19 protein-coding genes are annotated in these 13,348 nt (G+C 59.8%); 3 read left to right on the top strand and 16 right to left on the bottom strand.

Features of this window, described 5'->3' with window-relative positions:
- A complete protein-coding gene (locus N7U68_RS07530) occupies nucleotides 1-378 on the top strand; it encodes a VOC family protein (protein WP_263048722.1) in 378 nt (125 codons plus the stop codon).
- Between the two features lie 65 nt (nucleotides 379-443).
- On the opposite strand, the gene N7U68_RS07535 is transcribed toward N7U68_RS07530, so the two are convergent.
- The 14 genes from N7U68_RS07535 to folK form a co-directional block, all read right to left on the bottom strand.
- On the bottom strand, nucleotides 444-776 hold the full coding sequence (locus tag N7U68_RS07535; RefSeq protein ID WP_165196782.1) for a DUF1491 family protein: 333 nt from the start codon (nucleotides 774-776) through the stop codon (nucleotides 444-446).
- 52 nt (nucleotides 777-828) lie between these two features.
- Entirely contained in the window at nucleotides 829-1,734 is a 906-nt protein-coding gene (gene era, locus N7U68_RS07540) for a GTPase Era (RefSeq protein WP_263048723.1), read from the bottom strand.
- Nucleotides 1,735-1,846: 112 nt separating this feature from the next.
- Complete coding sequence (rnc, locus tag N7U68_RS07545) at nucleotides 1,847-2,539, bottom strand: ribonuclease III (RefSeq protein ID WP_263048724.1); 693 nt, start codon at nucleotides 2,537-2,539, stop codon at nucleotides 1,847-1,849.
- On the bottom strand, nucleotides 2,536-3,372 hold the full coding sequence (gene lepB / locus N7U68_RS07550; RefSeq protein ID WP_165196776.1) for a signal peptidase I: 837 nt from the start codon (nucleotides 3,370-3,372) through the stop codon (nucleotides 2,536-2,538). Before lepB ends, rnc begins: the two co-directional genes overlap by 4 nt.
- Nucleotides 3,373-3,446: 74 nt before the next feature.
- Nucleotides 3,447-3,860 carry a holo-ACP synthase gene (acpS, locus tag N7U68_RS07555; RefSeq protein WP_263048725.1) on the bottom strand — a complete coding sequence of 138 codons (414 nt, stop codon included), beginning with the start codon at nucleotides 3,858-3,860 and terminating at the stop codon, nucleotides 3,447-3,449.
- Entirely contained in the window at nucleotides 3,857-4,723 is an 867-nt protein-coding gene (locus tag N7U68_RS07560; RefSeq protein ID WP_263048726.1) for a hypothetical protein, read from the bottom strand. Before N7U68_RS07560 ends, acpS begins: the two co-directional genes overlap by 4 nt.
- Complete coding sequence (locus tag N7U68_RS07565) at nucleotides 4,720-5,154, bottom strand: hypothetical protein (RefSeq protein WP_263048727.1); 435 nt, start codon at nucleotides 5,152-5,154, stop codon at nucleotides 4,720-4,722. The genes N7U68_RS07560 and N7U68_RS07565 overlap by 4 nt, the downstream gene beginning before the upstream one ends.
- A 3-nt stretch (nucleotides 5,155-5,157) precedes the next feature.
- On the bottom strand, nucleotides 5,158-5,781 hold the full coding sequence (locus N7U68_RS07570; protein ID WP_263048728.1) for a LysE family translocator: 624 nt from the start codon (nucleotides 5,779-5,781) through the stop codon (nucleotides 5,158-5,160).
- Nucleotides 5,778-6,209: an ABZJ_00895 family protein gene (locus N7U68_RS07575; protein WP_263048729.1), complete on the bottom strand. Its 432-nt coding sequence runs from the start codon at nucleotides 6,207-6,209 to the stop codon at nucleotides 5,778-5,780. The genes N7U68_RS07570 and N7U68_RS07575 overlap by 4 nt, the downstream gene beginning before the upstream one ends.
- Nucleotides 6,206-6,976 carry a pyridoxine 5'-phosphate synthase gene (locus N7U68_RS07580; protein ID WP_165196764.1) on the bottom strand — a complete coding sequence of 257 codons (771 nt, stop codon included), beginning with the start codon at nucleotides 6,974-6,976 and terminating at the stop codon, nucleotides 6,206-6,208. Before N7U68_RS07580 ends, N7U68_RS07575 begins: the two co-directional genes overlap by 4 nt.
- An 87-nt stretch (nucleotides 6,977-7,063) precedes the next feature.
- Nucleotides 7,064-7,741, bottom strand: coding sequence for a DUF2062 domain-containing protein (locus N7U68_RS07585; RefSeq protein ID WP_263048730.1), 678 nt, complete (start codon nucleotides 7,739-7,741; stop codon nucleotides 7,064-7,066).
- Nucleotides 7,742-7,753: 12 nt separating this feature from the next.
- A complete protein-coding gene (locus N7U68_RS07590; RefSeq protein ID WP_165196760.1) occupies nucleotides 7,754-9,895 on the bottom strand; it encodes a RelA/SpoT family protein in 2,142 nt (713 codons plus the stop codon).
- Between the two features lie 32 nt (nucleotides 9,896-9,927).
- Nucleotides 9,928-10,284 carry a DNA-directed RNA polymerase subunit omega gene (gene rpoZ, locus N7U68_RS07595; RefSeq protein WP_165196758.1) on the bottom strand — a complete coding sequence of 119 codons (357 nt, stop codon included), beginning with the start codon at nucleotides 10,282-10,284 and terminating at the stop codon, nucleotides 9,928-9,930.
- 38 nt (nucleotides 10,285-10,322) lie between these two features.
- On the bottom strand, nucleotides 10,323-10,934 hold the full coding sequence (folK, locus tag N7U68_RS07600; RefSeq protein ID WP_263048731.1) for a 2-amino-4-hydroxy-6-hydroxymethyldihydropteridine diphosphokinase: 612 nt from the start codon (nucleotides 10,932-10,934) through the stop codon (nucleotides 10,323-10,325).
- Between the two features lie 141 nt (nucleotides 10,935-11,075).
- On the opposite strand from folK, the gene N7U68_RS07605 reads away from it, so the two are divergent.
- Entirely contained in the window at nucleotides 11,076-11,630 is a 555-nt protein-coding gene (locus N7U68_RS07605; protein ID WP_263048732.1) for a LabA-like NYN domain-containing protein, read from the top strand.
- Nucleotides 11,631-11,678: 48 nt separating this feature from the next.
- Here the strand turns inward: N7U68_RS07605 and N7U68_RS07610 are convergent, their stop codons facing one another.
- Entirely contained in the window at nucleotides 11,679-11,924 is a 246-nt protein-coding gene (locus tag N7U68_RS07610) for a hypothetical protein (RefSeq protein ID WP_263048733.1), read from the bottom strand.
- A 4-nt stretch (nucleotides 11,925-11,928) separates the two neighbouring features.
- Nucleotides 11,929-12,807: a TIGR03364 family FAD-dependent oxidoreductase gene (locus N7U68_RS07615; protein WP_263048734.1), complete on the bottom strand. Its 879-nt coding sequence runs from the start codon at nucleotides 12,805-12,807 to the stop codon at nucleotides 11,929-11,931.
- A 128-nt stretch (nucleotides 12,808-12,935) separates the two neighbouring features.
- Here N7U68_RS07615 and N7U68_RS07620 point away from each other — a divergent pair, with 128 nt between their 5' ends.
- Nucleotides 12,936-13,307 (top strand): cupin domain-containing protein, encoded by a 372-nt coding sequence (locus N7U68_RS07620; RefSeq protein ID WP_263048735.1) that lies wholly within the window; start codon nucleotides 12,936-12,938, stop codon nucleotides 13,305-13,307.
- Nucleotides 13,308-13,348 lie beyond the last annotated feature (41 nt).

Genomic DNA, 13,348 nt, shown 5'->3' on the forward strand with positions numbered 1-13,348 from the left:
ATGCGACAGCCGCACAAACCCGAAGGGTATCCGGATGTGTCGGCCTATCTGATCGTGGATGACGCCGAGGCAGCGCTGGCTTTCATGGTGGCGGCGTTTGACGCAGAGCATCTGAGAGTGATGCGCCGCAACACCGGTGAGATCATGCATGCCGAAGCGCAGATAGGTGACAGCGTGGTGATGGTCGGGCAGATGCCGGGCGGACCAAACGCACATATGCACCTCTATCTGTCCGATCCGCAGGCAGCGTTCGACCGTGCCATCGCAGCGGGAGCCGAAGCAGTGCAGGAGCTAGAGGTGAAAGACGACGGCGAACGGCGCGGGGGAGTACGGGACACGAACGGCACCACATGGTGGATCGCAAGTGCTGCGGGTTAGTATGGCGAGACGTCACACCAAGCGAAGGTCATCGGTTGTACAGCTTTTTAGGACTGCGCACGTTTTCAGCCGCCAAGGCCGTCTTCGTCCAGCAGGTGCCGTCCGGCGCGGTCCTCTACTTCGATCACCCACAGATCGGGGTCAAAGCCACGCTGGCGAGTTATGGCGGCGTCCACGTCTGTCTCTGCTCCCGCGGTTAACTCTGCCCAGTGCCGGGCACCGGTCATCAGATCAAAACTGCGTTGATAGGCTGTGGCGCGACCATCAAGGGTATTGAGCTTAACCAGCACCGCGCCGGCGGTGTTGTCCCCATGCGCCACCACAAAGGCAGGGATCGCGACCGAACGCAGACGCGTGAGATAGGCCTGCACCCAGAATTCTGCGGTCAGGCGCGGCATAAGGCCCGTTCGGATTGAGTATTTGTAGAAAGATGAAAAACGGGTGCGGGCATCAGTTTCCGTCTTTGAAATCGAGGCCCATTTCCTTGTAGCGCTCGGCCTCTTCCAGCCAGTTGGGGCGCACTTTGACCTGCAGGAAAAGATGGACGCGGCGATCAAGGAACGCCTCCAATTCTTCGCGCGCGGCCTTGGACACGGCCTTGGCTGTTTCGCCGCCTTTGCCCAGCACGATGCCCTTGTGGCCGTCACGCATGACATAGACGATCTGATCAATCCGGGCTGATCCGTCCTGACGTTCTTCCCAATTCTCGGTTTCGACGGTCAGTTGGTAGGGCAGTTCCTGATGCAGCCGCAGCGTCAGCTTTTCGCGGGTGATCTCGGCAGCAATCATACGCATCGGCAGGTCAGCAATCTGATCCTCGGGATAGAGCCACGGACCCTCGGGCACCATCTCGGCGAGCCATTGGCGCAATGCATCAACGCCGTGGCCCTTCTCGGCGGAGATGAGATAGGTCTCGGTAAAATCAAAGCGTTCGTTCAGGTCCTTGGTCAGCGCCAGCAGCGCCTCGGACTTGACGCGGTCGATCTTGTTGATGACCAGCGCCACCTTACGGCCGCGGGTTACATCACCAAGGCCCTCAAGAATACGCTCGACGCCTTCGGTCACGCCGCGATGGGCCTCGACCAGAAGCAGCGTGATATCGGCGTCCGCCGCCCCGCCCCATGCGGCCGCGACCATCGCGCGATCCAGACGGCGGCGCGGTTTGAAAAGGCCCGGCGTATCGACAAACACCAACTGGCTATCGCCCTCGATCGCCACGCCGCGAATGCGCGCGCGCGTGGTCTGCACCTTATGCGTGACGATGCTGACCTTGGCCCCGACCATACGGTTGAGGAGCGTGGATTTGCCTGCGTTGGGCTCTCCGATCAGGGCGATAAAACCGGCGCGGATGGTCATATAGTTCTCTTTCCTTGCGAAGCCCAAGCCATTAGCGCATCGCGCGGCACTTTGCCAGCAATCTTGGGCCGTGGCGTGCTGTTGTCTGCGGCGTGCCGTGCGTGTGCGATCACTAGCTATGCGGATCGTTTTCCAACCGTTTGAGCAGCGCCTTGGCGGCGGCCTGTTCGGCCTGACGTTTTGAACCGGCGGTCGCGGCTTCGGACTGGCCGTTTTTCAGGGCAGCCAGTATCGTGAAATGCGGCGCGTGATCAGGTCCGGAACGGGCGGTTTCGGTGTAGCTGGGTGGCGGTAAACCGCGCGCCTGCGCCCATTCCTGAAGCGCGGTTTTCGCGTCGCGGGCATCGGCCTTGACTGCGCCGATCCGATCCCCCCAGAGCCGCAGCACCATGTCGCGGGCCGCATCGAATCCGGCATCCAGATAGACAGCGGCAATCACCGCCTCCATCGCATCACCCAGAAGCGCCTGTTTGCGCCGCCCGCCCGAGAGCATTTCAGAGCGGCCCAGTTTCAACACAACCCCAAGGTCAATTTGACGGGCCACATCGGCGCAGGTTTCCTTGCGCACCAGCGCGTTGTAGCGCGGGGCCAGCATCCCTTCGCTGGCTTCTGGATCACGGTCCAGCAGGGCCTCGGCCATTACCAGCCCCAGCACCCGGTCACCCAGAAATTCCAGCCGCTGATTGTCGCGGCGGGTGGTAGAGGACATTGACGCATGGGTGATCGACTGCACCAGCAGTGCGGGCTGGTCGAACTCATGGCCCAGCCGGTTAGCGAGGGCTTTCAGATCGGCAGAGAGTTTCACTCAAGCCTCTTGAAGAAGCGATCCCCCCGCCATGTCCAGAAATAGAACATCCGGCTGCCCGCAGAAGAGAAGATCACCCGGTTCGCGCGGCCGATCAGGTTCTCGTAGGGGACGAAACCGACGCCACCCACGGCCTGCGGGAAGCGGCTGTCGGTGGAATTATCGCGGTTATCACCCATAAAGAAGTAATGCCCCGCCGGAACGGTAAAGATACCGGTGTTGTCCGAGCGTTGATTGGTGATGTTGAGGATCGAATGGCTGTGCCCGCCCGGCAAAGTCTCGGTCTGGCGCGACTTGCTACACAACGCGCCCTCACCGACGACGCCGTTTTCGCAACGCGGACGCGAGCGCAGTGGGCCTTGGGCGGCAAACATCTCGTCAAAGCTGCCGGCATCTGCCAATTCAACGGGTGCGTCGTTGATGTGCAGAACGCCTGCTTTCATCTGGACCTTGTCACCCGGCAGGCCCACCAGACGCTTGATAAAGTCGGTGCCTTGCACCGGGTGGCGGAATACGACGATATCGCCGCGCTCTGGTTCGCTGCCCAGAATACGAGAGTTGTCACCGTCGAGAAAACCGCAAAGATCGGTCGCGTCGATGTCGATGCCCAGTGCGCCAATGCGAATCGAGGGACAGGACGCGTAGGAATAGCCATAGGCCATCTTGTTGACGAAGAGAAAATCACCGATTAGCAGCGTGTCCTTCATTGATCCTGAGGGAATCCAGAAAGGTTGGAAGAACAGCGTGCGGAATATCCCTGCAATCAGCAGAGCATAGACGACAGTCTTGATCGTCTCGACGATCGAATTGCTCTTTTTTTCGTCGCTGGCCATGCATGGTCTCCGCCTGAAATCGGTCGCCTGCTTCATGGTCGCGCCCGGCGCGGGAGTCAAGGTGGGTAGGCGTGTTACATCGCCGGGTTGGTCATCGGGCGGGCCTCTATCACGACAAAGGCCTGCGCCCAAGGATGATCGTCGGTCAGGGTGACGTGAATGATTGCCTCGAACCCGGCGGGCGTCATCTCGGCCAGACGTGTCGCGGCCCAGCCAGTCACCTGCATCACGGGCTGGCCGGTGTCGAGGTTGCTGACGGCCATATCCTTCCACGCGATGCCCATGCGCAGGCCGGTGCCCAGCGCCTTGGAACATGCCTCTTTGGCGGCCCAGCGTTTTGCATAGGTGCCCGGCGTGTCTGCGCGGCGTTCCGCCTTGCGCTGCTCAACATCGGTAAAGACCCGATTGCGGAAACGGTCGCCAAAGCGGTCAAGCGTTGCGGCGATGCGATCGATATTGGCCAGATCTGTGCCGATGCCAAGGATCATTTTGATCCTTCACCCAAGCCCACAAGCTCAAGGATGGAATTGCGCCCGTTTAACATCCATTCATATGTCGCCCCTGACGACCATTCGGGTAGGTCACTGTACATTGACCGCGCGCCATCCCAGACGTCGCGCGGACTTTCGCGAACGGCACGCCAGACCTCTTCCGCAGTCGGCGGCTTCATTCCGCACACGCCGTCATCATCAATCGCATTCTCTGGGTTGAACGCTACATCAAGCTCATAAAGATCTTTCATTAGTTCACAAGAATCTTTCAATTCCCATGCTGTCGCCCCAACGATCACTGAGATGCCTACGAACGGCATCGCCTCCGCCACAGCGGAACCGGCATTTCGGGCCGACGCAATTGCCACTCGACGAGAAATCCTCTGCGCAGCATCAGAGACAGCCTTTTCAGCCCGTCGTTTCTGACCACGGTATACAACAACCTGCCCAACAATCTTTTTCTGCAGCTTAGCGTTCTGAGATTTGAGGGAAGCTAATTCTTGTCTTGAGTTTAGGATCGTATTGCGCTGCTGACTGTTCGCCAGTTCTAGTTTCAACTTCTCATCAGACAAACTGGCTTTCGCGCTTTTCAGGGTTTCTATTTCCGCCGCCTTACTCTGCAACGCCACCGTCTGCCTGCCTTTCACACCAGCCATAGAGGTCGCAGTCGATACGATTTTTGATGCTATAGAAAAAGCAAAATCAAATGAAACAATTGAAAAGTTGATCAGTAACAAAGACAAGCAAATCAGCTGCAATGCGCCCTTGGAAAGAGACTGGACCGCTCGAAACGGAAGGGCCAAAAGATATGAAATGCGCCGCCATTTATTGTCATTATCTTTGATTGTTTTGTTTCTCATTTCAAGCGTGCACCGATTACACCGGTCGCTTGGTTCAGGGTGAAGCGCAACCAGCGCGGCACGAAGTCGATGCCGTCATAGACCCGGACGTTGAGATCAAAGATCAGCCCGACAGCAGGATCATATCCGGCGTCGAGGCTGCTCCAGTCCACATCGGAAAAGCCGACATTTTCCGACGCCCCCAATGTCCGGCATTGCCGCCCACCCATTTCATCGCTCGGAGGGGACAGGATCAGGATGTGAAACGCGCCAGCGGCGGGTTCGATCACGTCCATCAACGCAAGGCGCACCTTGCCATTGGCAAAGGTGGCGGTGTTATCCTCCCACGGCTCGACAATGGCATCCGCACGCGCGACCCAATCGCACGGTACCGCCTGTTGTGCAGCGGCAGGTGTGGCCAGCAGGCATAGCATCAGGGCTGTACGCAACATCGGTCAGACCTCCAGTCTGGTGGTGAGGATTTTCAATCCGGCCGCACCAAAAAGGACGGCGAACGCAGCATCGAATCCGCGGCGCAGGCGCGTGTAGCCGCGCGCGATGCGTGGCGCGGAAAAGAGCAGGCCGTAGCCGAAGAATACGACCGCAGAGGTTGCGATCAGCATGGCAAAGAGCCACCACACCGCTGCCGGGGTCGCGCCGGGTGGCAGCGCGATGGCATAGATCGCGCCCCATGACAGGATTGCCTTGGGGTTGGTGACGTGAATGAGCGCGCCCTTAAGCCAGAGACGACGCAAGCCGGAGGCCGCACGCATCCGAGCCGCAGCGGGTGGGTGCAGGGCGCGTTTGAACGCCTTGAACGCCAACCACATCAGATAGGCCGCACCAGCGTATCGGATCACCTCGAATACCCACGCATTGGCGAGCATGACAGCACTCATTCCCGCACCTGCCGCGATCCCCCAGAAGGCCGATCCGCAGAAAATTCCGGCGGCGATGCTCAGACCTGCAACACGCCCCTCATCCATAGCCGTGCCCGAGATCGCCAATGTTGCAGGCCCCGGGCTGCCCCCCGCAACGGCCCATGCGATCAATAACAAGACCGTCTCATAGCCGCTCATTTGTTATCCTTTTGCGCCTGCCGGCCCAGTTCGGTCGATGTGCCGATACCATAGAAAAACCGGTTCGAGATCAGGTAGGCTCCGGTATAGATGCCCAGCAGGATCAAAAACTGCTGCGAGCCAAAGCTGGCGATCGTCAGCTTGCCGAATTCCGGCAGCAACCCGCCCGCCAGATAGGCCAGCGCAAGGTTAAGCGCCGTCGCCAACGCGGTGGCAATCCAGACGAATCCCCACAACTCGGCGCGCGGGACCCTCTGCCGATGGGTGCGCGCATAACGGTGCCCCTCGATCAATGCCGCGACCATCGCAGGAACGATCAGTTGCGTGGAGGCCCCCAGTTCTGACACCCGCCCTTCAAGCAAACGCACCACCACCCCCGCCCCAAGGGCCACGGCCAGAAAAACGAGAGAGTAGCGCAGATAGATCATGCCGTGGATTTCAACGCATCACCGCGCGCCGCGTCCATCAGCCCGCGCATTTCAGCGATAGCCGGTTGCAAGCCGCGAAAGATGGCCTCGCCGATCAGGAAATGCCCGATATTGAGCTCGCGCACTTCGGGGAAGGCCGCGACTGGACCGACAGTATCATATGTCAGGCCGTGCCCGGCATGCACCTCAAGCCCGAGCGAATGGGCATAGGCCGACATTTCGCGCAAGCTTTGCAATTCAGCATCTCGGGCCATGTAGCGTTCTTCGGCATGGGCATCGCAATAGGCGCCGGTATGCAATTCGATCACCTCGGCCCCGATCCGGGCGGCAGCCTCGATCTGGGCCGGTTCGGCGGCGATAAAGATCGACACGCGGCAACCTGCCTCGCGCAGCGGCGCGATGTAATGCGCCAGTCGGTTTTCCTCGCGGGCCACTTCCAGCCCACCCTCTGTGGTGCGCTCTTCGCGTTTTTCCGGCACGATGCAAACCGCGTGGGGTTTGTGCCGCAGGGCGATCTGCATCATCTCATCAGTCGCAGCCATCTCAAAATTGAGTGGCACCGTCAGACTATCCATCAGTGCGTCAATATCGCGATCAGAAATGTGGCGGCGATCCTCGCGCAGGTGGGCGGTGATGCCATCAGCGCCGGCCTCCTCGGCCAGTTTGGCGGCGCGAAGTGGGTCAGGCGTGTCACCGCCACGGGCGTTGCGAACAGTCGCAACGTGGTCAATGTTGATGCCGAGGCGGAGGCGGTCGCTGAATGACATGGTAGGTTCCTTCGGGCAGAATGACGAGTCGGTGACAGACTAAGCCCATTGCCCGGCATGCGGAAAGGCGAAAGTCCGCCGCACCACCTATCCCTCTGGTTCCTGATCCACGTCAGAGCGATCCGCATCTTTGAGTGCGGCCTTCCTCTTGAGCTCGTCCCACTTCTTCTTCAGTCGTTTTTTGCGGCGATTCTGGTAGACGATCAACAAAGGCAGGCTGAAGTAATAACAAGCAATCCCCGCGATCAGCCCCGGAATGATCCCACCGATCATGTAGGGAAAGAACACGTCGTCATAGAAAACATGCAGCTTGCTCCAATGCGCCACGTCATCGTTGAAGAGCGCAAAGAGGTTTTGTTTGAAATCGTTGCCCGCATCGATGAATTTTCCGCCCAGAGATCGGTGCGATTCCTCTGGCAACGTCCCGCCCTTGCCAAGCATGAAGTGCCCGGTCTGAAGCGAGATGGTGGCAATGGCCAGAAAGGTCAGCGGGTTGCCAAAGAACGTCGCCAATAGTGACGCCAGAATATTACCGCGCATCACCCAAGCAACGAATGCCGCAGCAAAGAAGTGAAACCCGAAGAACGGTGTGAACGAGACAAAAACACCGGCAAAGATTCCGCGCGCTATACGGTGAGGAGGATCCGGCAGACGGCGCAAGCGGTGCTTAACGTAAAGTGCAGCGCGGCCCCAGCCGCCTTTTGGCCAAAAGAAACCGCCGACGGCTTTCCAAACAGGTCGCTTGTCTCGACGTTTGAAAACCACTTGGGTCGGCTCCTAGCGTTCGGTTCGTGTTGCGGCTGCACCTTGCGCCAAATCTCGGTGACGTACCACCTCGGCGACATCGCTTTCGGCTTCCAGTGTTGAAATGACACTGTGTAGCTGTTCGGCATCGCGCAGTTCCACCTCGACCAGCAGCCGATAGAAGTCCGGTTTTCGGTCAAGGAACGTCAGGTTGGAGATATTGGCGTTGCGTTCGCCGATCAAGGTGCAAATCCGTCCCATGACGCCGGCATCGTTGCCGATGGTCACATCAAGCGACACATTATAGGCTGCCTCGTGGGTGCCCGCATGCCATTGCAGATCAACCCAACGGTTCGGCTGATCCTCAAACGCGGCCAGACCCGCGCAATCGATGGCATGCAACACCACGCCGCGGCCACGATAGGTGATCCCCACGATCCGCTCGCCGGGGAGTGGCTGACAGCAATGGGCGCGATCGAAATGCTGATCGGCCTCCAGTCCGATCACCGCACGGTCGCGGCTGACCTCGTCGCCCTCGGCCGGGATCAGATCGGGATAAACCGCGTTCAGCACTTCGCGACCGGTCAGTTCGGCGCTGCCCATCCGAGCAAGCAGTTCATTGGCGCCGCCGATGCGCAGGGTGCGCGCGGCTGCCTCAAGCGCCTTGTCGGTGGCGCGTTTGCCCACATGCTCGAAAGCGGAACGTGCCAGTTCGCGCCCCAGTTTGATGAACCGCCCACGGTCCAATTCGCGCAGCGCACGGCGAATGGCCGATTTTGCCTTGCCCGTGGTGGCAATGTCCAGCCACGTCGCCTGTGGGGTCTGGCCGTCCGCGATGATTACCTCGACCGACTGGCCGTTCTTGACCCGCGTCCAGAGTGGCACCCGCATTCCGTCAATCTTGGCCCCAACGCAGGCATTGCCGATGCGGGTGTGGATCGCGTAGGCGAAATCAATCGGTGTCGCGCCGCGCGGCAGTTTGACCACATCGCCCTTGGGGGTGAAGCAGAACACTTGGTCGGCGTACATCTCAAGCTTGACCGCCTCGAGAAAATCCTCGTGATCCTCTTCGGCGTCGAATTGTTCGGTCAACGAATTGATCCATTTCGCCGGATCAACCGCGAACGGGTTTTCGGTGCGTACACCGTCACGGTATGACCAGTGTGCGGCAACGCCGGTTTCGGCAACATCATGCATCTGGCGGGTTCTGATCTGAACTTCGACGCGTTTGCCGTCACGGCCCGACACCGTGGTGTGGATCGAGCGGTAGCCGTTCGATTTGGGCTGACTGATGTAATCCTTGAACCGGCCCGGCACCGCGCGCCAGCGCTGATGGATCGCGCCAAGGACAGCATAGCAGTCCGCCTCGGTTTCGGTCACGATGCGAAAACCGTAAATGTCGGACAGACGGGAAAACCCCATCTCCTTTTCCTGCATCTTGCGCCAGATCGAGTAAGGTTTCTTGGCGCGGCCCAGAACCTCGGCAGTGATGCCGACCTTGCGCAGTTCCTTGCGCATATCGCCGGTAATCCGGTCAATCACGTCGCCCGATTCGCGTTGCAGCGTGATGAACCGACGCATGATAGAGGCGCGCGCATCAGGGTTGATCACGCGAAAGGCCAGATCCTCCAGCTCTTCGCGCATCCATTGCATGCCCATCCGGCCCGCGAGGGGGGCAAAGATGTCCATCGTCTCACGCGCCTTTTGCACCTGCTTGTCCGGGCGCATCGCCTTGATTGTGCGCATGTTGTGCAGCCGGTCGGCGAGTTTGACCAAAATCACGCGCAAATCCCGCGACATCGCCATAAACAGCTTGCGGAAATTCTCGGCCTGTTTGGTTTCGGAACTGGACAGTTGGAGATTGGTCAGTTTGGTCACGCCATCGACCAGATCGGCAACCTCGCGACCGAATTTTTCCGTGACGCTGGCATAAGAGGCGCGGGTGTCTTCGATCGTATCATGCAGCAGAGCTGTGACAATCGTCGCATCGTCCAGCCGCTGCTCGGCCAACACGGCGGCAACAGCGACGGGGTGCGAAAAATAAGGCTCGCCTGAATGGCGCACCTGACCTTCGTGCATGTCGCGACCATAGGCATAGGCCGCGCGCAGCATGTCTTCGTCGGTCTTGGGATTATAGGTGCGGACCAGATCAATCAGATCATCAACGGCGATCATGCAGTCCGCGCCTCCGGTCGCAGGGTTTGGGCTCAGCCCTGCCCCTGCGCCTCCATCAGAGCACGCAGCAGTTTCTCTTCGGACATATCATCGTCCTGAGGTTTATCCGCTTCGCCGCCCCCCATGAGCAGCGCCATGCTGTCTTCTTCGGGTTCGTCGACTTCGATTTCCGTCTGGTTCGACTCGATCAGGCGTTCACGCAATGCGTCCGCGCCTTGGGTCTCTTCCGCGATCTCGCGCAGGGCCACGACCGGGTTCTTGTCATTGTCACGGTCCACCGTCAGCGGCGCACCTGCAGAAATCTCGCGCGCGCGGTGCGCGGCAAGCATCACAAGGTCGAAACGGTTCGGGACTTTGTCAACGCAGTCTTCGGTTGTTACGCGGGCCATGAGACCTCCGGTCTAGTCATCCATCAGAAAGCCCGTATTTACGCGCTCGAATCAGGATTTACAAGCGTCGGATCTCGGCCCGACCCAAGCGCGACAACCTCGCTGCGCGCCTGCGCCGGAAGGGCGTTCAGCATCTCGCTTACGGTGCGGCGCAGGACGGGATGGCACCAGTCGGGCGCAATATCCGCCAATGGCACCAACACAAATGCGCGATCCTGCAAACGCGGGTGCGGCACGATCAGCTGATCCGGCGTGGCGCATATCTGATCCTCGGGTGGCAGATCGTGCCAATGGGCGAAAATCAGCGCATCGGGCAGCACCAAATCGCCGACTGCAATCAGGTCCAGATCCAGCGTGCGGCGGCCCCATCGCTGTACCCGTTCGCGGCCGAACTCCGCCTCGACCCGGTGCAACACTGCCAACAGCTCTGACGGGGTGCCATCATAGTCTATTCGCGCGGCCGCATTGACGTAGTCAGGGCCTGCGCCCTGCGGAAAACAGGGTGTTTGATAAAATTCGCTGACACAGACCACACTGCAGCCCCATTTGCCGAATATCGCCAAGGCGTCCCGAAGTGTCTGCTCGGGAGGGCCTGCCGATGACGGCAAATTTCCACCCAGTGCGATCAAGAATCCACTGCCTAACCCCACGTCAGCCTCCTTCGGGTCGACCTCTGGGTCTCTTGTCGCCAAGCACGATAGTGCTTAAATTCACACATCATCCCGCCCCTGTCCCCAACCACTCACCCACTCACGCAGATCGGGCGGATATTCATTCGAAAGGAATTTCAGATGTTTTACAAGGACGAACGGCTGGCGCTGTTCATCGATGGATCGAATCTGTATGCAGCCGGAAAGTCGCTTGGTTTCGACATCGATTACAAGCTGCTCAGAACCGAGTTCATGCGGCGCGGCAAGCTGCTCCGCGCGTTTTATTACACGGCATTGCTGGAAAACGACGAATATTCGCCGATTCGGCCTCTGGTCGACTGGCTGCACTACAACGGCTTTTCCATGGTGACCAAACCAGCCAAGGAATACACCGACAGTCAGGGCCGCCGTAAGGTCAAGGGCAACATGGATATCGAGCTGGCCGTTGATGCGATGGAGCTGGCTCCGCGCGTCGATCACATTGTTTTGTTCTCCGGTGACGGCGATTTCCGCCCGTTGGTCGAGAGTCTGCAACGTCAGGGCGTGCGCGTTTCAGTCGTGTCGACCATTCGCAGCCAGCCGCCGATGATCTCGGACGAGCTGCGCCGCCAAGCCGATAACTTTATCGAGCTGGACGACCTCAAGGACGTCATCGGCCGCCCGCAGCGCGAGGCATCCCCTGACCGCGACGACTAAGACCGGACACATATGACCCACCACAACCAGTGGTGGGTCAAGCCATGGTCAGGGTCGTCCCAGAACCGTGCCGATAACACCCTGCGCCACACTCAGGCCATGGGTCATGCCCTGCCCGTTGGTCATCGTTACCACCGTCACGCCGGACTGCGGATGCAGCACCAGTGCATCGCGCCCCGGCAGATGGGCATAGCACCCGATCCAACGATCCACAGCACCCGGCGTCGGCAACGTGACCAGCGCGGCCAGTTCGGTCAGCAGAAGGTCGTCGACCTCTTCCGATCTGGGCTGCACAGGATCATCGCCGTAATGGTGCGAGATCGCCGATGGTCAGGCTGCCGTCATCCTCCTGACAGGCGATCATGTGAATGCCATTCGCCAGATATGCCTCCTGCGCCGCCTGCTGGTGCGCTTTGAGTGCGGGCAATCCCGGGCAGTCAGCAAAAACACTGTAGCGCGTCATGCTGAGGCCGCCGAGCAGGAATGGCGCCAGTTGCCATGCCCCCGGCTGCGGCGCGGTGCGTAGCATCTGGAGCCGGCAGCGCGTTACACCGCTGGCCGCAAAGGCCTCTGGCAGAAGCGTGGCGAAATCGTCGCCCGCGCACAGAATGATATGGCCGGCGTCGATCTCAAAGGTATCAGTCTGCACCGTCTGGCCCGATATCGCACGCACCTCTGTGCCAAAATGGAAGACAACACCATGTTCACGCTGCAACCAAGCGGCCATTTTCGCCATCGCCTGCCGCTGATCCACTTTCCAGGCGTCGGGGCTCCAGATGCCGCCCAACAGGCCATCCGCCAGTGGAACGCCCGCCCGGCGTTCCAGATCGGCTTGGGTGATGCGCTCGAACGCGTGCCCCTGCGATCCGGCACATTCCTCCAATACTTGCATTTCCTCGGGAACACGCGCCGCAAAGAGACACCCGGCGCGACGCATTGAAATCCCGGCCCCGGCTGCGATTTTTTGCCAATCTGCGAGGGCCCGTTGAGCGCTCTGTAGTTCCGCCCCCGGTTTTTGTGCGACGATAGCCAGCATGCCGAAATTGCGCACCGATGCGCCGTTCGCTGTGTCGGAGCGCTCCAATACGGCAACGGTTAACCCAGCCTGCGCCGCGTGGTAGGCATGGGCGAGGCCCATCACGCCAGCCCCGATGATAACCAGATCGTATTGCTGCATTTTATCCCCCCACCGTGCCGATGGCACCCTGATCCGACGTGCTTCACCGTGTCAAGCGGCGCAATGTGGGCAAGTGGTGAAATCGGTGTAGAGTGAGCCCGACAGTCCTGATCAGCGGAGCCAACCACATGATTTCCTACAAAGCCGGCGACGATGTCGGTCCCTTGCAAAGCTGGCCATTGGACAACCCCGCCAGCGCCTACGTGGTGCGCGCAGGCGATCCGCGCACCTCGGGGCGGATTGACGCCGGTGGCCGGGGGCACAAGACACGCATGGGCCTCTGGCATTGTACGGTTGGTACATTTGACTGCACCGAACAGGGCGACGAGTTGATGACCATCCTCTCTGGCAGGTGTCGTCTGACGGACCATGCGAGCAATGTGACCTACGAACTGGGTCCGAATGACAGCCACTTTGTCATCGATGGCACCCGTGTGACATGGGAGATCGTCGAGGAGCTGACCAAGGTATTTTTCGGTTACAAGCGCGAGGGGTATTGACGCGCGCGACACGTCAACTGGCGACGATGACCGATAGGGTC

The organism is Roseovarius pelagicus, from assembly GCF_025639885.1.
Classification (GTDB): Bacteria; Pseudomonadota; Alphaproteobacteria; order Rhodobacterales; family Rhodobacteraceae; genus Roseovarius; species Roseovarius pelagicus.

Coding starts and splice junctions, on each gene's coding strand:
- N7U68_RS07530 (WP_263048722.1), top strand. CDS start 1: ATGCGACAGCCGCACAAACCCGAAGGGTATCCGGATGTGTCGGCCTAT.
- N7U68_RS07535 (WP_165196782.1), bottom strand. CDS start 776: ATGCCGCGCCTGACCGCAGAATTCTGGGTGCAGGCCTATCTCACGCGT.
- era (WP_263048723.1), bottom strand. CDS start 1,734: ATGACCATCCGCGCCGGTTTTATCGCCCTGATCGGAGAGCCCAACGCA.
- lepB (WP_165196776.1), bottom strand. CDS start 3,372: ATGGCCAGCGACGAAAAAAAGAGCAATTCGATCGTCGAGACGATCAAG.
- acpS (WP_263048725.1), bottom strand. CDS start 3,860: ATGATCCTTGGCATCGGCACAGATCTGGCCAATATCGATCGCATCGCC.
- N7U68_RS07560 (WP_263048726.1), bottom strand. CDS start 4,723: ATGAGAAACAAAACAATCAAAGATAATGACAATAAATGGCGGCGCATT.
- N7U68_RS07565 (WP_263048727.1), bottom strand. CDS start 5,154: ATGTTGCGTACAGCCCTGATGCTATGCCTGCTGGCCACACCTGCCGCT.
- N7U68_RS07570 (WP_263048728.1), bottom strand. CDS start 5,781: ATGAGCGGCTATGAGACGGTCTTGTTATTGATCGCATGGGCCGTTGCG.
- N7U68_RS07575 (WP_263048729.1), bottom strand. CDS start 6,209: ATGATCTATCTGCGCTACTCTCTCGTTTTTCTGGCCGTGGCCCTTGGG.
- N7U68_RS07580 (WP_165196764.1), bottom strand. CDS start 6,976: ATGTCATTCAGCGACCGCCTCCGCCTCGGCATCAACATTGACCACGTT.
- N7U68_RS07590 (WP_165196760.1), bottom strand. CDS start 9,895: ATGATCGCCGTTGATGATCTGATTGATCTGGTCCGCACCTATAATCCC.
- rpoZ (WP_165196758.1), bottom strand. CDS start 10,284: ATGGCCCGCGTAACAACCGAAGACTGCGTTGACAAAGTCCCGAACCGT.
- N7U68_RS07605 (WP_263048732.1), top strand. CDS start 11,076: ATGTTTTACAAGGACGAACGGCTGGCGCTGTTCATCGATGGATCGAAT.
- N7U68_RS07615 (WP_263048734.1), bottom strand. CDS start 12,807: ATGCAGCAATACGATCTGGTTATCATCGGGGCTGGCGTGATGGGCCTC.
- N7U68_RS07620 (WP_263048735.1), top strand. CDS start 12,936: ATGATTTCCTACAAAGCCGGCGACGATGTCGGTCCCTTGCAAAGCTGG.